A 19,809-nucleotide genomic window follows, 5' to 3' on the forward strand; every position below is an offset into this window, starting at 1 on the left:
GCCGCCCGGCCAGGAACGCCGGCTGCGATGTCAGGCGGCGGGCTGACCCGCGCGGGAGTGCAGGCGGGCGGCGCCGAGCCGCAGCGAGAGCGGGTTGCCGCGTGAGGTGACCACGAGGTCGGCCACCGCCTGGGGGCCGAGCGCCCCGCCGACCAGCAGGTCCGCCAGGTGTCTGGCCGCGTCGTCGGCCAGGGGCTGCAGGAACGCCCGGTTGGCCCCCTGCCGGGCCACCAGGTCGTCGAGCGGGTTCGCGCTAGTGACGATGACGCGGCAGTCCGGTCCGCCCGGCAGCAGCGGCAGCACCTGGTCGCTGTCCTCAGCGCCGTCCAGCACGACCAGCAGCCGGATGCGCGCCGTGCAACTCCTGTAGAGGGCGAGCTTCTCGGCGGGGTCGGCAGGTATCTCCTGCACACCGAGCGCGCGCAGGAACCGGTCCATCACGGGTGCGGGCCCGGTGGCGCTCATGTCGGCGTAGAGCTGGCCGTCGGGGAAACGGTCCGCCTGGCGGTGCGCCCAGTGCACCGCCAGCGTGGTCTTGCCGACGCCCGCCGCCCCGCACAGCACCATGGCGCCCGGCGCCCTGGCGGAGCCCAGGATGGTGTCGAGCGTGGCCAGCTCCCTGTCGCGGCCCACGAACGGCAGGACCTGCGGCGGAAGCTGGGAGGGCACGGGCCGGCCGGCGGCCGGACGTGGGGCGGGCGGGCGCATGAGCGCCGACTCGTCCCGCAGGATCTGCTCGTGCAGCCGCCGTAGGGCAGGGCCGGGTTCGAGACCGATCTGCTCCAGAAGGTAGCGGCGGGTCTCCTGGTAGGTGCGCAGCGCGTCGGCGCGGCGGCCCGCTCGGTACTGCGCCAGCATGAGCTGCGCCCGCACCCGCTCCCTGAAGGGAGACTCGGCCACGAGGGCGAGCAGCTCGGGGATCACCTGGTGGTGGCGGCCGAGCTCGATCTCCAGCTCCAGGCAGGTCTCCAGGGCCTCAAGCCGTGACTCGGCCATCCGCGCCGCGTCGAAGCGCAGCCCGCGGATGTCCTCGAACGGCTGGCCGCGCCAGAGCGCGAGCGCGTCGCGCAGCAGGAGGACGGCGTCCTCCCGCTCGCCGGCGGCGGCCTGGCCGCGCGAGCGCGCCACCAATTCCCTGAACCGGAGCCAGTCGATGCTGGCAGGGGAGGCGCGCAGCAGGTAGCCGGGGCTGGAGGTCTCGATCAGGCCCGCGCCGAGCGTGCGGCGCAGCCGTGACACGCAGATGGCCACCTGCCGCCAGGCGCTCCGGGGCGCCGAGCCCGCCCACACCGCTTCGACCAGCCGTTCCACGCTCATCACCCGGTTGGCGTTGAGCAGCAGGCTGGCCAGGATGACCAGCTCCCTGTTGGCGCTCATGGCCAGTTCGGCACCGTCCTTGACCACGGTGAGCGGGCCCAGCACATGGAACTCGAAGGCGGGCGCCCGGCCGGGCGCGACCCGCTCCATCAGGCGGCCAGACGGCGTTCGAGCACGTCGGCGGCGCGGACCGTGCCGCCCGCCGACTCGATCTCGCGCCGCATCTCGCCCGCGGCCCGCCGTACGCGCTCGTCGGAGGCGACGGCGAGCACCGCCTCCACCAGACGATCGGGGGTGAGCCCCGCGGGGTCGAGCGCCCGGCCGAGCGCGAGCTCCTCGATGCGGCGGGCGTTGAGCCTGTCGATGGCGGTGGCGGGAAGCACGACCGCGGGACAGCCCCAGTAGAGCGCCTCCATGGCGGTGCCCATGCCACCGTGGGTGACCGCCACCGACGCGTGGCGCAGCACGCTCAGGTGCGACACCCACCGGCGGGCCTCGACGGTGGGCGGCAGCGGGCCGAGGTCGGCAGCGTCCATGCCGTCGCCGAGCGTCACCACGGCCCGCCACGGCAGCTCGGCGAAGGCCTGCACGCAGGTGCGGACCAGATCAGGGCGGCTGGTGAGCACGGTGCCGAAGGACAGCAGCGCGATCGGCAGCCCGTCCCCCGGCGGCTCCCACCCGGTGAGGAAGCGGCGCTCCCCCAGGCAGGGGCCGACGAAGGCGAACCGCTCGTCGAAGGTGTCCCCGGCGAACTGGAAGGCACGCGGCAGGGCGACCAGGTTGGAGTCCTGCACCTCCCACCAGAGCTCGGCGGGGTCGGCGCTCACTCCATGGGCCTCGGCCAGCTCCCGGGTCCTGGCGAGCATGCCGTCCACCCAGCCCGGCAGCTCGGGGGACTCGCCGCCCTCCTCGGCGTAGACCGCGGAGAGGAAGGAGAAGTGGGCGTTGGCGGCGAAGACCGGGATGAGCTGCGTGGCGGGCAGCCCCCACTTCCTGGCCAGGATGCGCCCGGCGTGCAGGACGGAGACGTCGTAGACGATCACGTCCGGCCGGTGCTCAGGGCCGGCCGCGGCGAGCATCGCCGCGCTCTCGTCGAGAAAGAGCGAGAGCAGGCCGAGCGGATCGTCCTCCAGCTTCCGCAGGTCCACGTGCTGGTAGATCGAGTCGTACGGGAGCACGGTGGCGCCGGCTCCCGTCACCAGCCCGGCCATCGCGGGCGAAGTGAGGTAGGTGACCTGATGTCCCCTGCGGACCAGTTCAGCGACCACGGCGAGACTGGGAATGACGTGACCGTGGTCGGGCTGGCACATGAAAAGAAAACGCCCTGTCATGTGGAGCCTCCCGGCAATTTTTTCGCATTACGTGCGGTGCCCAATCTAGGGACGGCGGCGAGAAACGGTCACCCCTACCGTGCCCCTCATATTCGCCCCCTCCTTTAGGGGTTCCCCCGCTCCCGCTCGGGGTGTTTATCCTGGGGCCGCCGGAGCCCGAGGAGGACGAATGGCCACGCGCGTATGGGATTATCTGCCCGAATACGAATCCGAACGAGCCGACATCCTGGACGCCGTCGAGACCGTGTTCCGCTCCGGACAGCTCGTCCTGGGCGAGAGCGTCCGCTCCTTCGAGGAGGAGTTCGCCGCCTACCACGGCGTGCGCCACTGCGTCGGCGTCGACAACGGAACCAACGCCGTCAAGCTGGGCCTGCAGGCGCTGGGCGTCGGCCGGGGCGACGAGGTGATCACGGTGTCCAACACGGCCGCGCCGACGGTGGTGGCCATCGACGCCGTGGGCGCCACCCCGGTCTTCACCGACGTACGCGCGGACACCTACCTGATGAACGTGGAGCTGGTGGAGGCGGCGATCACGCCGCGCACCCGCTGCCTGCTGCCGGTCCACCTGTACGGGCAGTGCGTGGACATGGCGCCGCTGGAGCGGCTGGCCGCCGCGCACGGGCTGGTGATCCTGGAAGACTGCGCGCAGGCCCACGGCGCCCGCCACCACGGCAGGACGGCAGGCTCGATGGGCCACGCCGCCGCCTTCTCCTTCTACCCGACGAAGGTGCTGGGGGCATACGGCGACGGGGGCGCGACGATCACTTCCGACGGGGACGTGGAGCGCGCGCTGCGGCGGCTGCGCTACTACGGGATGGAACAGACGTACTACGTGGTCCAGACACCTGGCCACAACGCGCGGCTGGACGAGGTGCAGGCGGAGATCCTGCGCCGCAAGCTGAGCAGGCTCGACCGCTACATCGCCGGCCGCAGGGCGGTGGCCGCCCGCTACGCCGAGGGCCTGGCCGGCACCGACCTGGTGCTGCCGGAGACCGCCGCGGGCAACGAGCACGTCTACTACCTGTACGTGGTGCGCCACCCGCGCCGGGACGAGATCATCCAGGCGCTGCACGCCTTCGACATCCATCTCAACGTCAGCTATCCGTGGCCGGTGCACACCATGTCGGGCTTCGCCCATCTGGGATACGCGCCGGGCAGCCTGCCGGTGACCGAGGCGCTGGCCGGGGAGATCTTCTCCCTGCCGATGTACCCGTCGCTGCCGGTGGAATCGCAGGAACGGATCATCACCGCGCTGCTGAAGGTGCTGTAGCGGGCGCGTAGCTCGGGAGCAGCCCGCGCGCCGCCGCCTCGGCCAGTGTGGGCGCGGCGGCGTCGCGCTCAGACAGCGCCGGCGACGTGCCGCCCGGCAGCGGCAGCCCGAGATCCTCGTCGAGGACCGACAGGGTGAGGTCGTCCTCCTTGCGGTACTCGGAGGACAGCAGGTAACACATCACGGTGTCGTCCTCGAGCGCGGCGAACGCGTGGCCGGCGCCCGGCGGGAGGTAGACCGCGCGGCCGTTGCCTGCCGTCAGCTCCACAGCCTCCCAGCGGCCGAACGTCGGCGAGCCCACCCGCAGGTCGACGACCATGTCGAGGGCCCGGCCCCCGGCGCAGAAGACGTACTTGGCGGTGCCGGGCGGGACCAGGGTGTAGTGCACGCCGCGCACCACCCCGCGCCGGGAGACGTTCCTGCTGGCCTGCGCGACGGGGAAGAGCGGGCGCCCCACCGCGGCGGCGAACACGCTCTCCTGGTAGGGCGAGGCGAAGCTGCCGCGCCGGTCGGGGTGGACCTCGGGGTCGAACACGAAGGCGCCGGCCACGGCCAGCTCGCGGTGTTCCACCTGCTCAGCCCCGCACCAGGTGGACGTCGGGGACGTACAGGATCCACGTGCCTCCCGCGTCGCGGAACGCCGTCTCCTTGGCCATGATCTCCTCCGCGTGGTTCCACGCGAACAGCAGCGCGTAGTCCGGGTACGGGGCCGCGAACGCCTCGGGGCCGCGGACCGGGATGTGCGAGCCGGGCGTGAGTCTGCCCTGCTTGGCCGGGGTGGTGTCGCAGATGTGCGAGACGAGGCCGGGGCCGATGCGGCAGTAGTTGAGCACGGTGGCGCTCTTGGCCGTCGCGCCGTAGCCGTACACCGTGGCCCCTCGCGCGCGCAGGCCGGTGAGCAGGTCCACGAGGCTGTCGCGGATGCCCGCCACGCGGCCGGCGAAGTCCCGCAGCGTCTGCGGGCCGGTCAGGGCGCCGGCCTCCTCGGCGGCCAGGAGCTCGGCCACCGCCGGGCTCGGCGTCCTGGCGCCGCGCCTGGCCAGCGTGTAGCGGACCTCTCCGCCGTGCACGGGCAGCCGCTCCACGTCCACCAGGTCGAACCCGTGGCGGCGGGCCAGCTCCCGCACGGAGGTGGCGGAGAAGAGGTAGAAGTGCTCGTCGTAGATCTGGTCGAAGGAGGCGCGCTCCAGGATGTCGCCCAGGTAGGGGTCCTCGAAGACGAAGACGCCGCCCGGCCGCAGCAGCGTGGCGACGCCCTTCATGATCGAGTCCAGGTAGGGGATGTGGCACAGGGTGTTGGCGGCGTAGACGACGTCGGCGGGCCCGTCGAAGGCCAGGATGCTCGCCGCGGTGGCGGCCTCGAAGAAGTCCTTGCGCACCCGCACGCCCCGGGCCTCGGCCAGGTCGGCCACCCCGCCCGACGGCTCGACGCCGAGGTGCCTGACGCCCGCGGCGGCGATCGTCGCCAGCATGGTGCCGTCGTTGCACCCCAGCTCGACGACGAACGGGTCGGGCCCGGCCAGCTCGGTGGCGAGCAGCCGCCCGGCCAGCGAGCGGAAGTGCTCGCGCATCACCGCCGAGCCTGACGACAGGTACGGGTATCCCTCGTGGAACATGCGCTCCCTGGGCACTTCCTGCAGGAGCTGCACCATCGCGCAGCTCTCGCACACCCCCACGGCCAGATCGAAGAAGAACTCCTCGCCCGTGTCGCCGGGCAGGACGAAGGCGTCGGAGACCGGCTGACGGCCGAAGTCGGCGAAAGGGTGGAGACGGCCCGAACAGATCCGGCACGCCATGCGATCCTCCTCAGCTAGTGGCCCTGCGGTACCTCACCCAGACGTCGCCGGTCTGGACGTAGCCGGTGAGCCGCACGGTGACGCCGTCGGGCGCGAGCGGGACCGGCGGGCGGTTGTACACGGCGCCCATCCACCGCCGGACGACCTCCTCGTCGCGGACCACCCAGCCGCGCGGCACCACCACGACGATGTCGCCGAACCAGGAGGTGATCTCGATGTCGAGCAGGACCTCCCGGTGCGGGCAGTCGGCCGAGGTGAAGTCGATCCGCACCTTGCCCCACCTGCCTGCCTTGGCGCTCAGGTACGGGGGCACGCTCCAGCGGCCCACCTGGCCGACCCTGCCGCTGGTGGTGTGCAGCAGGAGCGTGTCGCCGCCCACCGGGACGGGCAGCGGCGTGGCGCGCGTGGGCTCGGACAGCGCTCCTGGCCCCGGCAGGTCGGCCACGACCTCGTCCAGCTCGCCCAGCGTGCGGGCCGAGTAGGTGCGGTCGACGCGCTCGTTGAACTCCTCCAGGGTGATGCGCCCCTCGCCGACGGCCACGCGGAGCACCTCGGCGACCCTGTCGCGGTCGTGGTCACTGGCCCGCACTTCCCGGTGATCGGTCATGGCGTCCACCCTAGAAGAGTAGGAATGCCGCGGCCCAGAGCAGAACCCCTATCCTCCCGGCCCGCACGGGACAGGGGTCGGGCGCGGGAGCAGGGGTTGAGCGGCCGCGGCGGCCCGTGGCAGCGTCGCCGGTGACGGACCGCGCGGTAAGGAGCTTGCCATCACCGACGTACAGGAGTGGCTGCGCGAGATGGCCGGGCACACGTTCATGAGCGTGACCCGGCTGCCCCTGGAGGAGCTGGCCGGCTGGCACGAGGACCCGGAGACGGGCAACATCCACCACCGTAGCGGCCGGTTCTTCACAGTCGAGGGTCTCGACGTGCGCCGGCCGGGGTGGGCGGTGGAGGCCTGGACCCAGCCGATCATCAACCAGCCCGAGGCGGGCATCCTCGGCATCCTGCTCAAGCGCGTCGGCGGCGTGCCGCACCTGCTGATGCAGGCCAAGAACGAGCCGGGCAACGTCGACGGGCCGCAGCTCTCCCCCACCGTGCAGGCGACCAGGAGCAACTACACCGGGGTGCACAGGGGCCGGCAGGTGCCGTACCTGGACTTCTTCAGGGAGCCGCGCGGGCGGGTGCTGGCCGACGTGCGCCAGTCGGAGCAGGGCGCCTGGTTCTATCGCAAGCGCAACCGCAACATGGTCGTGGAGGTCGGCGAGGAGGTGGCGGCGGCCGAGGGGTTCCGGTGGCTGCCGCTGCGCCGGGTGCGGGAGCTGCTGTCGGTGGACGATCTGGTCAACATGGACGCCCGGACGGTGCTGGCGTGCCTGCCGCTTCGGGACGGGGCGGTGGGCGGTGACGAGTTCGGCGCCATGCTGGCGCGCTCGCGCGACCCGCGCGCGGACGCCGCGCACGGCGTGCACGAGATCCTGAGCTGGCTCAGCGGCGTCCGCTCCACGGTCGACATCCAGGCCAGGCCGCTGCCGCTCAACCGGCTGCGCCGCTGGCACCGCTCCGCCGGCCGGATCTCTCACGAGAGCGGCAGGTTCTTCGACGTCGTCGGCGTGCGGGTGGAGGCGCACGGCCGCGAGGTGAACCGGTGGACGCAGCCGATGATCGAGCCGGTGGGCACAGGGCTCGTCGCCTTCCTGGTCAGGCCGATCCGCGGGGTGCTGCACGCGCTGGTGCACGCCCGCGTCGAGCCCGGCTACACCGACGTGGTGGAGCTGGCCCCGACCGTGCAGTGCACGCCGGGCAACTACGACCACCTGCCGGCGCCGGCTCGGCCGCCGCTGCTGGCGCAGGTGCTGAACGCCCCGCCGGAGCGGATTCGCTTCGACACCGTCCTGTCGGAGGAGGGCGGCCGCTTCTACCACGCGCGCAACCGCTACCTCGTCGTCGAGACCGACGAGGATCCGCTGCCCGGCCATCCGGCCTTCCGCTGGCTCGCCCTGCACCAGCTCGACGCGCTGCTGCGGCACAGCTACTACCTGAACGTGCAGGCCCGAAGCCTCAACGCCTGCCTGCACAGCCTGGCGGGCGCGCTCGACCGGCCCGTCAGCGGAGGTGTTCGATGACCTTCCCGAAGTCCTCCATGGCGGAGTCCATCACGGTGACGTACGTGAACCCGTACCGTTCCCGATCCCTGCGGATCTGTTCGGCGATCTGCGCCGGGGTGCCCGCGAAGATCGTCGGCACCTCCAGGAGCTGCTCCGTGGTGAGGTCAGGGGCGTAGCGGCGCAGGCTCCGCACGCCCGCACGGCGGTCGCGCGTCAGGACGGTGGCCTTGGACAGCACGTTGAGCTCCGGCTGCGAGGACCGTGCGCCCGCCGCCGCGCGCACGTGCGCGACGCGCGCGAGCAGCGTGCCCGCGTCGACGAGCGCGGTCCTGCCGTACTCGGGGCGGAACGGCGCGCCGGTGAAGCTGACGATCTCGGCGTTGCGGGCGGCGAGGCTCAACACCCGGTCGCCGTGCCCGCCGATCATGAGGGGTGGACGCTTGTGCTCCAGGAGGCGGTCGAGCTCGGCGACGAGCCTTTCCAGCGTGCGGGTACGGGTTCCCGCGCCGAAGGGCAGCCCTGCCGCCTCGAACTCGGCCCGCACGTAGCCGGTGCCGAGCCCCAGCTCCAGGCGTCCGTCCATGAGCCGGTTGAGGGTGACGACGTCCCTGGCGAGCAGGGCAGGCCGGTGGAAGGCGGCGTTGAGCACGTAGGTGCCGATCAGCGCCCGCTCGGTGACCTCCGCGGCCAGCAGCGCGGTGGGGAACGGTGCGAGCAGGTTCAGGTGGTCGGGCACGGCGATCACGTCGTAGCCGAGCGCCTCGGCGCGCCGGCACCTGGCTGCCCACTCGTTCCTTGAGCAGTCCTCGGCGATGAGCACGACCCCGAATCTGGTCATCTGAGGTTTCCTTCCGGCCGGCGGGCGGGCGGGACGGCGTGCGGGGCCGCCACCGCGGCGACGGCGGTGACGATCAGGCCCGCGCCGGTTCGCCACCGGCCGCTGAAGCCGGTCAGCGGCCTGCCCATCCAGCGCGGCCCCGGCACGAGCAGTTCGGCCCTGAACGTGCCGCGCTCAGGGTCGAGGCTGACCGCCGCGTCCTGGAAGTCGAGCCAGCGCCCGGCCAGGGGGAACCACGCCTTGTAGACCGACTCCTTGGCGCTGAACAGGAGCCGGTCCCAGCTCGTGCGGGGATACAGGGCGGCCAGCCCGAGCAGCATCTCGCGCTCGCGGGGAAGGGAGACGACCTCCAGCACTCCGGGGGGCAGCGGGGCGTCGGGCTCGGCGTCGATCCCGACGGCGCCCGGCTGCACGCTGACGGCGGCGGCGCGGTAGCCGGCGCAGTGGGTGATGCTGCCGATGACGCCCGGGGGCCAGAGCGGCTCGCCGTAAGGGCCGCTCAGGATCGGGACGGGGTCGACGCCGAGCCGGCGCATGGCCCGGTGGGCGCAGTCGCGGGCGGTGGTGAACTCCGCGCGCCGCTTGCCGGCCACCAGGCGCACCAGGGCGGCCTCCTCGGGGAAGAGGACGACGTCGGACGGGTCGGTGAAGGTGTCGAAAGCCTTGACCGTCACGGGCAGGATCTCCTCGATCACCTAAACCTCCTCGCACCCCGCATAACCGGCACATTAGCCACCGTCCACGACCCCCGAAAGGAAGCGCAATCATCTTTATGGGTGTCATCGGTATTTCAGGGGTACGGATAGGGGTTCCGGCGTGGCCGCGTACATGGGTGGCCCCCTATCATGCGCAGGGGGCCGCCGGGGTTAACGACCGAATCCCGTTATTTGTGAAGTGGGGGCTTGCCATGGGATTTGGCGCTCCTTTTCACTGGAGAGGCGCACCGGAAATCGGCGGAATGAAAGGGGATTCGTGCGGTACACGAGGCTCGGCCCGTCGGGGCCGGTTATCTCCAGCGTGGGGCTCGGGTCGCTCGCCCTGACGGGCGTCTACGGCCATACCGGGGCCGCCGACGCAGACCGGCTGATCCGATCGGCGCTCGACGCCGGTGTGACCCTGCTCGACACGGCCGGCTTCTACGCCGGGGGCCAGGTGGAGAGCCTGATCGGCAGGGCCGTCGCCGGGCGCGAGGAGGTGGTGGTGACCACGCGCGGCGGGGTGCGCCGCCACGGCCCACGGGGGACGGAGGAGTTCGACGGGCGGCCCGGCTCGCTGGACCGGGACTGCGACGCCTCACTCCGTCGCCTGCGCACCGGCCGCATCGACCTGTTCTATCTCGACTGCCAGGACGAGCGCCTGGCCGTCGAGCCGAGCGTGGCGCGCCTGTCGGAGCTGGTGGCGGCAGGGAAGATCGGCCACCTGGGGCTGACCGGCGGCACGCCTCAGCAGGTGCGCAGGGCGCACGCCGTGCACCCGATCACGGCGCTCGCCGTGGAGTACTCCCTGTGGGGCCGCAGGCCCGCGCCCGGCCTGCTGGCCACGGTGCGCGAGCTGGGCATCGCCGTGGTCGCCGCCCGCCCACTGGGCCGGGGGTTCCTCACCGGCCGGATGGGGCCGCACCCCGGCTTCGAGCCCGGCGACTGGCGGCACGCCGATCCCCGTTTCGGTCCTGCGGAGCGGAACTCGGGCGCCCCCCGGCTGAAGGCGCTGGAGGCCATGGCCGCACGGCTCGACGTGGGCGCGGGGCGGCTCGCGCTGAGCTGGCTCCTGGCCCAGGACGACGGCGTCGTGCCGGTCCCCAGCACGCGTGACCCGATCCACCTGGAGATGAACCTCGCCGCCTCGTCGGTCGAGCTGCCGGCCGAGACCCGCGAGGCGCTGTCCGAGCTCTTCCCCGCCTGCCCCGCGGGTCAGTCCTCGCCGCCCCTGCTCTGAGGCGGGATCAGCGAGGCGGCCAGAGCCTTGTTGACGGCGTCGATCCTGGAGGCGGCGTTGAGCTTGACGAAGATGTTGCGCATGTGGCGCTTGACCGTCGCCTCCGCCAGCCCGAGGCGTCGAGCGATCTGGTTGTTGCTCAGCGCCTGCGCCGCCAGCTGCAGCACCTCCAGCTCCTTTTCCGACAGCACCCCCGCCGAGGGCGCCTCCACCCGGGCCAGGCTGCTGCGGGAGACGGCGAGCACCAGGCGGGAGGGCTCCTCGTGGACGCTGCGCACCGCCGAGATCAGCTCGTGCCGGTGCACGCTCTTGAGCAGGTAGCCGCGGATGCCCGCCGACAGCAGCCGCGTGAGCAGGTGGGGCCCGTCGTACATGCTGAGGATGATGATCCCGCTGTGCGGTGAGAGCTCGCGGATGCGGCCGACGGTCTCGGTGACCTCGTCGCCCGGGATCTCCACGTCGAGCAGCACCACGTCCGGCCGGGTCTCGGCCACCACGCGCACGGCGGTGGCGGAGTCGCCGGCCTCGCCCGCCACGCTGATGCCGCCGGCCGACTCCAGGATCTCCCGCAGGCCCTCCCTGAACAGGGCGTGATCGTCCACGAGGACCACGGAGATCTCGGCGCTGGTCGCCCTACTGTTCACCGGCCCGCCTCTTGAGGGGGACGAAGAGCTCGACCAGGCACCCGCTCCCGGGCTCGCTGGAGATGAGCACCCGGCCGCCCAGCAGCTCGGCCCGCTCGCGCATGGACGTGAGGCCCACGCCGCCGCGCTCGCGCGCCCGTGAGGGGTCGAAGCCGCGTCCGTTGTCCTGGATGGACGCCGACAGCTCGTGCGGCGCGATGTCCACCCGGACCAGGACGATCTTCGGCCGGCCGTGTCCGAGCGCGTTGCGCACGGCCTCGCGGACGATGAGGAACGCCTCGTCGAGCACGCGCGGCCTGGCCCACGACTCGTCGCCGCTCACCTCCAGCCTGACGGAGCCCACGTCGTCCTCGACGGTCTCGAGGAAACCGATCAGTGACTTCTCCAGGCTCTTGACGGGGACCTGTGGGTGCAGCTCGGAGGTGATCTGCCGGAGGTTCTCCATGGTCTCCTGAATCGCCTGCTGGGCGAGGCTGATCTTGGCGGCGGCGCGGGCGGCGTCGACGGGCCGGTAGACCTCGGACAGCGCGAGCTGCTGGTGGGCGACGCTGACGCCGTGCCCGATGCGATCGTGCAGTTCGCGGGCGATGCGGCGGCGCTCGTCCTCCTGCGCCTCGTGGACCTGGTTGAGCAGGAAGCTGTGGTAGCCGTCGGCGGACTCCCTGACCCGCTGGGACAGGCTCTCCTCCAGGCCGCCGATGGCCAGCGCGATGACGTCGGCGGGCGATTCGTACGCGGCCGCGATCCGGCGGGTCAGATGGCGCAGCGCCGAGCGAAAGAAAAGTGAGCCCGCCTCAAGTGAAGACTTGGGATGCACCCCTCCGGCCGCACGCACGTTTCCCAGCTCTCGTGCCTGGAATTGATAGAGCTCACCTATCTGTACCTTTCCAGCGCGTAGCGTAGCGGTGACGTCGTCCAGCACGTGGCGGGCGGTGCGCAGTGCCTGCTCACGAGCGCTCTGATCTGCGAAGACGGCGTTTCCGGCGGACTGCAGGGCCGATTCGAATTCGTTGAGGATTTCATCACGACACGATTCGACTAATTCCGCAGGGTCCCCCGTGGCCCCGTGTGCGGCCTCCAATGTCCCCCCTCCGCCGTCGAGCGTTTAGCGTTCCCCAAACTATCGCGCGACCAGGAGACGCATGCAACATTTCGGTCAGATCCAGGACAAAAACGCGGTCAGATGAAGCGCATGTTGCGTCCCCATGAACGCCCCATACGGGCGGCGGGTGCGGCGGCGGTCCTCGCCCCCGGGTCGCGGGGCCGCCAGCAGGCCCGCGACCGCCACCGCGACGACCCCCGCCGCCAGGACCAGCACGACGCCACCCAGCCGCACCCGCAGGAGCGAGACAGCCACGCCGAACCCCGCCAGGAGCACGACCGCCGCGCCCACCATGACCTGCCTCGACATCCGCTCCCCGAGCAGCACGCCGAGGGTGCGCCGGCCCGCCGCCGCGTCCCCCGCGATGTCGGACAGATCCTTGGCGGGCACGCCGACGAACACCATCCAGCAGATGGCGACGCCCGCGAACAGCACGAGCGCGGTCGGCGCGGCCACGCCCCCGCCCGCCGTCGCGACGGTGAAGCCCGCCAGATAGGACAGCAGGCCCGACAGGCACAGCACCGCCACCGTGCCGCCCGAACTGGACTTCAGCGGCAATGGCGGGCCTGAGTACAGGTAGCCCAGCACCAGGTTGGCCGCGACGATCCAGAACATCGGCGCCGGCAGGCCCGACGTCGCGACGAGCGCCAGGCAGCCCGCGCCCGCGGCCACGGCGGCGGCCACCCGCGCGTCCAGGTCGCCCCTCGCGATGGGCCGGCCGGAACCGTTGATCCGGTCCTCCATGACGTCGGTGACACCGTTGTAGAGGTAGACCGCGAAGATGGACAGCACCCAGGCGACCGCCCCCTGGGAGATCTGCGGGAGGGAGGCGGCGGCTGTGGCGGCGGGCAGTGCGAGCGCGACGCCGGTCAGGTAGCGCATGGCCGAGATGGCCAGCACCATGGGACGAGCCTCGGCGACGCAGAAGGCGAGGGCGCGCGGGTGGAAGGCTGCCATGACTCGCATTGTGATCGGGGGCGGCGCCACTGATAAGGAGCGATCCGAAGGTTGTAGCGGGCCCTGCTCCTTTCGATACGCGGCAGGCTTCCACGGGTTATTCCCACCGAACTCCTGATGCCCGTATTGCTCGGCCGCCGGAGCCCCTATAACGTCCGGCCATAACACCGGTACATGAACGCGGGGTGGGGATCCTCCACCTTAGAAACGTCGCTGCGGATTTCCAACCCCTGTTCCGAGCACTTCAGGAAAACGAGGGTCACCCACGAAAGGAAAATCCACCATGCAGGGTGCCGGACGTTACACCGCATTCACGCCCCTCGATCTGACCGATCGCACCTGGCCGGGCAGGCGCATCCGTTCGGCTCCCCGGTGGCTCTCCACCGACCTGCGGGACGGCAACCAGTCGCTGCCCCGCCCGATGTCCCCCGAACGCAAGCTCATGATGTTCGACCTGCTGGTGAACACGGGCTTCAAGGAGATCGAGGTCGGTTTCCCCGTCGCCAGCCAGGACGACCACGACTTCGTCCGGCTGCTCATCGAACGGGACCTCATCCCCGACGACGTGCGCATCACCGTGCTCACCCAGGCCCGCGACGAACTCGTCAGGGCCACCGTGGACTGCCTCAGGGGCGCGCCCCGCGCGATGATCCACATCTACAACGCCACGTCGCCGCTCTTCAGGGAGTTGGTGTTCGGCCTCGACCGCGCCGGCTGCCGCGACATGGCGGTGCGGGCCACACAGGTGATGATGGACCGTGCCGAGCGCGTGCTCGGCGGCTGCGACCTGAGCTACCAGTACTCCCCTGAGCTGTTCAACGAGACCGAGCCGGACTTCGCCCTGGAGGTGTGCGAGGCCGTCATGGACGTCTGGCAGCCGGAGGCGGGCCGGGGGATCATCCTCAACTTCCCGACCACCGTCGAGCGGTCGCTGCCCAACGTCTTCGCCGACCAGATCGAGTGGCTCGACCGCCATCTGTCCCGCCGCGAGCACGTGTGCCTGTCCGTCCACCCGCACAACGACCGCGGAACCGGAGTCGCCGCGGCCGAGCTGGCCCTCCTGGCCGGGGCCGAGCGGATCGAGGGCTGCCTGTTCGGCAACGGCGAGCGGGCCGGCAACGTCTGCCTGGTGACGCTCTGCATGAACCTGTTCGTCCACGGCATCGACCCTGGCGTCGACCTGTCCGACATCAACGCCGTCCGGCGCACCGTGGAGGAGTGCAACCAGATGCCCGTCCACCCGCGGCACCCGTACGCGGGCGACCTGGTGTACACCGCCTTCTCGGGATCGCACCAGGACGCGATCAAGAAGGGGTTCGACGAGCGCGAACGGCTCGCGGCCCTTGCCGGGGTGCCTGCAGGGGAGCTCCCGTGGCGGACGCCGTACCTGCCGGTGGACCCCAAGGACGTGGGGCGGACCTACGAGGCGGTCGTGCGGGTCAACAGTCAGTCAGGCAAGGGCGGGGTCGCGTACGTGATGAGCGCCTGGCACGGGCTCGACCTGCCCCGCGGTCTCCAGGCCGACCTGGCGGCCCGGGTGCAGGCGCAGGCCGACGCGGAAGGCGGCGAGCTGTCCCCGAGCCGGATCGGCGAGCTGTTCCGCAAGGAGTACGTGTATAACGGCGCGCCGGGCGAGCACGGGGTCGAGCCGGTCACCGTCACGCTCTGGGTCGACGGCGCCTGCGCCCTCGAAGGGCCGCGCGACCTTCGCGCGGCGCTCGGCCCGTGGGGGATCGACGTGCGCGCCGTGCACAGGACCGCTCCCTCGCTGGACGAGCCGGCGATGACGCCGGAACGCGCCGCCCTCCCCCAGCGCTCCCCGCGCGACGTCGTGGTCTATGCCGAATGCGCCACAGGCGGACCCGGCGGAACCGGCATGGAGGGAGTCGCGTGGGGCGTGGGCATCGGCGCCGACGCGGTCGCGGCCGCGTTCTCCGCCGTGCGCGCGGGAGGCGCCCGGCTCGCGGGCCACCCGCGGCTGCGCCCGTCCCGCCCCCTGCCCGAGCCGCGCCGTCTGGCGGCGGCGGGCTGACCTCCGGGAGGAGACCGAGATGACCCGCGTCACGAGAAGGAGGCCGCGGCCGAACCGCCGCCCCGGCCCTGACCCCGACCTGCGCACTCCATCAGGTCGACCGCTCCCCTACTGAACGAAGGAGGGCCGTCATGGCCGAGGACGTCCAGCGGCACGAGATGGCCACGCTGCGGGAACTCCTGGACGAGGCGGTGGCAGGCAGGGGCCGCGTCGCGATGGTGACCGGCACGATCGCCACCGGCAAGAGCGCGCTCCTGTACGGCCTCGCCGAGCACACCTTCGACCATGGCGCCCTCCCGCTCACCGCCACCGGCTCGCGGGCCGAGAGCGCGCTTCCGCTCGGCGTGCTCTCGCAGCTTGTGCTCGGCGCGCCGATGACCGAGCGGAACCGCGCCACGGCCGTCGGTCTGCTCCGCGAAGGGGCCCGCGGGCACCTGCCGACAGGCCAGGCGGGCGTGTCCGCCGGCGAGCAGGTGGACGTGCTGATCGTGGACGCGCTCTGCACCGTGCTGCTGGAGCTGTCGGAGCGGTGCCCGCTGCTCATCGTCGTGGACGACCTGCACCACGCCGACCGCGCCTCGCAGCAGTGCCTGTCGCACCTGGCGCGGCGGATCGCGTACGCCAAGGTCATGCTGGCCTTCAGCGTGCCGGACCCGCGCGCCCTCGGGAGCCTGCACGCCGAGATGCTGCGGCAACCGCACTGCCGCTCGGTCCGCCTCGAGCACCTGTCCCCTGGAGAGGTGTCGCGGCTGGCCTCCGGGGACACCGGCGCCGCGCCGGCGCGCTGGCATGCGCTGACCGGCGGCAACCGGCTGCTGGTGGACGCGCTGATCGAGGACCACAGGGCGGGGGACGGCCGGGGCGAGCGGTACGCCGAGGCCGTGCTCGCCTGCCTGCACCGCGCGGGGGACGGCACCTCCCGGGTGGCGCGGGCGCTGGCCGTGCTCGGCGAGGCCGCGCCGGTCTCCCGGCTGCTCGGCCAGAACGACACGGCCACCGCCCAGGCGATCCAGGAGCTGACCCGTGCCGGGCTGCTGGAGGGCGGCCGGTTCCGCGACGAGGCCGCCAGGTCCGCCGTGCTGGCCGGGCTGGAGGAGCATGAGCGCGTCGAGCTGTATCGCCGGGCCGCCGAGCTGACCTACCGCGACGGCGCGCCCGCCCCGCTGGTGGCAGGGCACCTGCTGAGAGCCGGTCAGGCGAGCGAACCGTGGGCGCTGCCGGTCCTGGAGGAGGCGGCGGCGCGGGCGTTGCGGCACGACGGCGTGGAGTCCGCGATCGAGTACCTCATGCTGGCCCTGCGATCCTGCCCGGACGAGCGGCGGCGCGCCAGGATCGCCACCACCCTGGTGCGGGCCAAGTGGCGGATCGACCCCGGCACGCCCGCAGGGCATCTGGCCGACCTGACCGAGGCGCTGCGCCAGGGCCACCTGACCGGCGGCGACGCCGTGGTGCTGGCCAAGGCGCTGCTGTGGCACGGCCACGCCGAGGACGCCAGGGACGTCCTCGGTCACCTGAGGAAGCTGGACGAGCTGGACCGGGACGCGGTGGCGGAGCTGGCCGTGGCGCACGCCTGGTTCCGCAGCAGCTGCCCCTCGTTCCTGCGGCACCTGCCGGAGCTGACCGACGAGCAGACGGGCGGCGCCGCCCACTCCCTCAGCGCGGACCGCCGGACGGAGTCGGCGGACGCGCTGGTGCGCGCGCTGACGCAGGGCCCGCTCCCGGAGACGGCGGCGACGGCCGAGCGCATCCTGCGCGGCTCGCGGCTGGACGAGATGTCGATGGACACGGTGGAGAGCGCGCTGCTGGCCCTGACGTACACCGGCAGGGCCGACCTGGCCGCGCCCTGGTGCGACTCCTTCATCGCCGAGGCGGCCTCGCGCAGGGCCCCGAGCCGGCAGGCCCGCCTGTCGGCCATCCGCGCCGAGATCGGCCTGCGCCGGGGCGACCCCGCCGCGGCGGCGGCCGACGCCCGGCGCGCTCTGGAGCTCATCCCGCCGGACAGCTGGGGGGTGGCCGTCGGCGGGCCGCTGGGCAGCCTGCTGCTGGCCGGCGCGGCGATGGGCCGGCACGAGGAGTTCCTGCCGCCGGCCACCCGGCCGGTGCCGGAGGCCATGCTGGAGACCCGGTTCGGGCTGCAGTACCTCTACGGCAAGGGCCGCTTCCATCTGGCGGCCGGTCAGGCCCGGCAGGCGCTGCGCGATCTGCGGCTGTGCGGCGAGCTCATGGGCGCCTGGGAGCTCGACAGCGCCGAGTTCATCGCCTGGCGGCTGGACGCGGCGCAGGCCCTGATCGCCCTCGGCGAGGCGGAGGAGGCCCGCCTGCTCGTGGAGGAGCAGCTGGCGCGCTCCTGCGGGTCCAGGCGGGTGCAGGGCATGGCGCTGCGCGTGCTGGCCGCCACCGCCGAGAAGCGCCACCGCGTGATGCTGCTGCGCCAGTCGGCCGAGCTGCTGCAGGAGGGCGGCGACAAGTACGAGCTGGCCAGGTCGCTGACCGGCCTCACCGAGGCCTACCACGAGGTCGGCGAGTTCCGCAGGGCCGCGGTGCTGAGCCGCAGGGCCCGCGCCCTGGCCCAGGAGTGCCAGGCCGGCGTGCTGAGCCGGGCGCTGCCTGACGGCGGTGACGGCGCGTGGTCGGGCGAGGAGCCCGGCGCGCGGCCGGTGCTCAGCGACGCCGAGCGGCGGGTGGCGGCGCTGGCGGCCGACGGCTACTCCAACAGGGAGATCGCCGCCAAGCTGTTCATCACGGTGAGCACGGTGGAGCAGCACCTGACCCGCGTCTACCGCAAGCTCAGCGTGACACGCCGCGCCGACCTGCCCGAAAGCCTGACCGGAGAGCGGCGCTGACCCCGGGCCCTTCGTACCCCCCGGCCGGCCTTCGTACCCGCCCCGGCCGGGAGGGGGTTCTGACGGAGTCGCTCACAGGGGGATGTTCGTGTGACCGCCGCGTGCGCGCGGCGCGCGGGCCAGCGCGTCGGCGAGCCTGAACCGGGTGGTCTCGGGGGCGATGACCTCGTCCACGACGCCGAGGGCCACGGCCCGCCGCAGGCCCCCGGCCGTGCGCCGGTGCTCCTCGGCGAGGCGGGCGCGCAGTTCCTGGCGCTCCTCCTCCGGGGCCGCGGCCAGAGCCTTGCGGTGCAGGACGCCGACGGCGGACTCCGCGCCCATGACCGCCACCTCGGCTCCCGGCCAGGCGAACGTCGTGGTGGCGCCGAGCGAGCGGGAGTTCATCGCGATGTAGGCGCCGCCATAGGCCTTGCGGGTGATCAGCGTGACCCGGGGGACGACCGACTCGGCGAAGGCGTGCAGCAGCTTGGCGCCGCGCCGCACCACTCCGCCCCACTCCTGGCCGACGCCGGGCAGGTAACCGGGGACGTCCACGAGCACGACGAGCGGGATGCCCTGCGAGTCGCACATGCGGACGAACCGGGCGGCCTTCTCGGCGGAGAGCGAGTCGAGGCAGCCGCCCTTGTGGATCGGGTTGTTGGCCAGCACGCCGACGGTGCCCCCGCCGAGCCGGCCGAGCGCGACGAGCATGTTGGCGGCCCAGCGTGGCTGGAGCTCCTCCATCCGGCCGTCGCCGTCCAGGAGGGCGCGCACCAGGGGCCGAACGTCGTAGGCGCGCCGGGACGAGGAGGGCAGCAGGGCGCGCGGGTCCCCGGAACCGCGCAGCGCGGCGGGGTCGCAGGCGCCGTGCCGGGCGAAGAGCCCGGTGAGGCGGCGCGTCCTGGCGAAGGCGTCGGCCTCGTCGGCGGCCAGGACGTGCGCCACCCCCGACTTCCTGCCGTGCGCCTCGGGCCCGCCCAGCCCCACCATGTCGATCCGCTCGCCGGTGACGCTCCGCACGATCTCAGGGCCGGTCACGAACACGCGACCGGCGTCGGACATGACGACCACGTCGGTGAGCGCGGGCCCGTACGCGGCCGCCCCCGCTGCGGGGCCGAGGATGACCGAGATCTGCGGCACGACGCCGGACGCCCTGGTCATGGCCGCGAACATGCGTCCCACGCCGTCCATGGACTCCACGCCGTCGGCGAGCCTGGCGCCGCCCGAGTGCCACAGGCCGATGACCGGGCAGTCCATGCGCACGGCGGCCTCGATGGCCTGGACGATCCGGCCCGCGCCCGCCGCGCCCAGCGCGCCGCCCATCAGCCTCGCGTCGGTGCAGAAGGCGACGGCCTGAGCTCCGTCGACCAGGCCGCGCACGGCCGACACGCCGCTGTCGTCGTCCTCGTGGAGCGGCACGGCGGAGCCGGGATCGAGCAGGCGCGAGAACCGGACGGCCGGCGCGCGGGGATCGGCGACGGGGGCCGCGGAGCTTTCGATCGGAACCGTGGACACGACGGTCATCGCTGGCATCCCTCACATGCTCGTCACGGAGACGGGGTCACGGCGAATGTGTCAACGCCCCCGCCACCTGCCAACCCCTGTTCACCGGCGGGGCCGGTGGCCGGTTGTGGCCGTGGTTTCCGTCCGTTGACCGGCC

16 protein-coding genes are annotated in these 19,809 nt (G+C 72.7%); 5 read left to right on the forward strand and 11 right to left on the reverse strand.

Annotation, left to right across the window (positions count from 1 at the left end; all coding sequences use genetic code 11):
• Positions 1 to 30: 30 nt before the first annotated feature.
• The gene (locus tag FHR33_RS05550; protein WP_183644423.1) at positions 31 to 1,467 is read right to left on the reverse strand and encodes an AfsR/SARP family transcriptional regulator; all 1,437 of its coding nucleotides are present in this window, start codon (positions 1,465 to 1,467) and stop codon (positions 31 to 33) included.
• Complete coding sequence (locus tag FHR33_RS05555) at positions 1,467 to 2,648, reverse strand: macrolide family glycosyltransferase (RefSeq protein WP_183644426.1); 1,182 nt, start codon at positions 2,646 to 2,648, stop codon at positions 1,467 to 1,469. Before FHR33_RS05555 ends, FHR33_RS05550 begins: the two co-directional genes overlap by 1 nt.
• Positions 2,649 to 2,817: 169 nt before the next feature.
• On the opposite strand from FHR33_RS05555, the gene FHR33_RS05560 reads away from it, so the two are divergent.
• Positions 2,818 to 3,918 (forward strand): DegT/DnrJ/EryC1/StrS family aminotransferase, encoded by a 1,101-nt coding sequence (locus tag FHR33_RS05560; protein ID WP_183644429.1) that lies wholly within the window; start codon positions 2,818 to 2,820, stop codon positions 3,916 to 3,918.
• On the opposite strand, the gene FHR33_RS05565 is transcribed toward FHR33_RS05560, so the two are convergent.
• Genes FHR33_RS05565 through FHR33_RS05575 form a run of 3 tightly spaced genes read right to left on the reverse strand, consistent with a single transcriptional unit; the run spans position 3,893 to position 6,321 of the window.
• The gene (locus FHR33_RS05565; RefSeq protein WP_183644431.1) at positions 3,893 to 4,489 is read right to left on the reverse strand and encodes a dTDP-4-dehydrorhamnose 3,5-epimerase family protein; all 597 of its coding nucleotides are present in this window, start codon (positions 4,487 to 4,489) and stop codon (positions 3,893 to 3,895) included. The two genes, FHR33_RS05560 and FHR33_RS05565, sit on opposite strands and share 26 nt — an antisense overlap.
• Before the next feature lie 4 nt (positions 4,490 to 4,493).
• Positions 4,494 to 5,714 (reverse strand): class I SAM-dependent methyltransferase, encoded by a 1,221-nt coding sequence (locus FHR33_RS05570; protein WP_183644434.1) that lies wholly within the window; start codon positions 5,712 to 5,714, stop codon positions 4,494 to 4,496.
• Positions 5,715 to 5,724: 10 nt separating this feature from the next.
• Positions 5,725 to 6,321 carry a DUF1707 SHOCT-like domain-containing protein gene (locus tag FHR33_RS05575; RefSeq protein ID WP_183644437.1) on the reverse strand — a complete coding sequence of 199 codons (597 nt, stop codon included), beginning with the start codon at positions 6,319 to 6,321 and terminating at the stop codon, positions 5,725 to 5,727.
• Positions 6,322 to 6,481: 160 nt separating this feature from the next.
• Here FHR33_RS05575 and FHR33_RS52460 point away from each other — a divergent pair, with 160 nt between their 5' ends.
• Positions 6,482 to 7,837, forward strand: coding sequence for an NDP-hexose 2,3-dehydratase family protein (locus tag FHR33_RS52460; RefSeq protein ID WP_312895998.1), 1,356 nt, complete (start codon positions 6,482 to 6,484; stop codon positions 7,835 to 7,837).
• Here the strand turns inward: FHR33_RS52460 and FHR33_RS05585 are convergent.
• Both FHR33_RS05585 and FHR33_RS05590 read right to left on the reverse strand, forming a co-directional pair.
• A complete protein-coding gene (locus FHR33_RS05585; protein ID WP_183644442.1) occupies positions 7,818 to 8,657 on the reverse strand; it encodes a TIGR03621 family F420-dependent LLM class oxidoreductase in 840 nt (279 codons plus the stop codon). The two genes, FHR33_RS52460 and FHR33_RS05585, sit on opposite strands and share 20 nt — an antisense overlap.
• Entirely contained in the window at positions 8,654 to 9,352 is a 699-nt protein-coding gene (locus tag FHR33_RS05590; protein WP_183644445.1) for a 4'-phosphopantetheinyl transferase family protein, read from the reverse strand. Before FHR33_RS05590 ends, FHR33_RS05585 begins: the two co-directional genes overlap by 4 nt.
• A 277-nt stretch (positions 9,353 to 9,629) precedes the next feature.
• Here FHR33_RS05590 and FHR33_RS05595 point away from each other — a divergent pair, with 277 nt between their 5' ends.
• On the forward strand, positions 9,630 to 10,592 hold the full coding sequence (locus FHR33_RS05595) for an aldo/keto reductase (protein ID WP_183644448.1): 963 nt from the start codon (positions 9,630 to 9,632) through the stop codon (positions 10,590 to 10,592).
• Here FHR33_RS05595 and FHR33_RS52465 read toward each other — a convergent pair.
• The 3 genes from FHR33_RS52465 to FHR33_RS05610 all read right to left on the reverse strand — a co-directional run bounded on the left by FHR33_RS52465 (position 10,568) and on the right by FHR33_RS05610 (position 13,295).
• Complete coding sequence (locus FHR33_RS52465; protein ID WP_183644451.1) at positions 10,568 to 11,236, reverse strand: response regulator transcription factor; 669 nt, start codon at positions 11,234 to 11,236, stop codon at positions 10,568 to 10,570. The two genes, FHR33_RS05595 and FHR33_RS52465, sit on opposite strands and share 25 nt — an antisense overlap.
• Positions 11,226 to 12,053: a sensor histidine kinase gene (locus tag FHR33_RS05605; RefSeq protein ID WP_183644454.1), complete on the reverse strand. Its 828-nt coding sequence runs from the start codon at positions 12,051 to 12,053 to the stop codon at positions 11,226 to 11,228. The genes FHR33_RS52465 and FHR33_RS05605 overlap by 11 nt, the downstream gene beginning before the upstream one ends.
• A gap of 339 nt (positions 12,054 to 12,392) precedes the next feature.
• Entirely contained in the window at positions 12,393 to 13,295 is a 903-nt protein-coding gene (locus FHR33_RS05610) for a UbiA family prenyltransferase (protein WP_183644457.1), read from the reverse strand.
• Between the two features lie 283 nt (positions 13,296 to 13,578).
• Here FHR33_RS05610 and FHR33_RS05615 point away from each other — a divergent pair, with 283 nt between their 5' ends.
• Entirely contained in the window at positions 13,579 to 15,327 is a 1,749-nt protein-coding gene (locus tag FHR33_RS05615) for a 2-isopropylmalate synthase (RefSeq protein ID WP_183644460.1), read from the forward strand.
• Between the two features lie 131 nt (positions 15,328 to 15,458).
• Positions 15,459 to 18,170: an AAA family ATPase gene (locus FHR33_RS05620; protein WP_183644463.1), complete on the forward strand. Its 2,712-nt coding sequence runs from the start codon at positions 15,459 to 15,461 to the stop codon at positions 18,168 to 18,170.
• 72 nt (positions 18,171 to 18,242) lie between these two features.
• Here the strand turns inward: FHR33_RS05620 and FHR33_RS05625 are convergent, their stop codons facing one another.
• Entirely contained in the window at positions 18,243 to 19,673 is a 1,431-nt protein-coding gene (locus FHR33_RS05625) for an acyl-CoA carboxylase subunit beta (protein WP_183644465.1), read from the reverse strand.
• Positions 19,674 to 19,809 lie beyond the last annotated feature (136 nt).

The sequence above is a fragment of the Nonomuraea dietziae genome, from assembly GCF_014195505.1.
GTDB lineage: Bacteria > Actinomycetota > Actinomycetes > Streptosporangiales > Streptosporangiaceae > Nonomuraea > Nonomuraea roseola.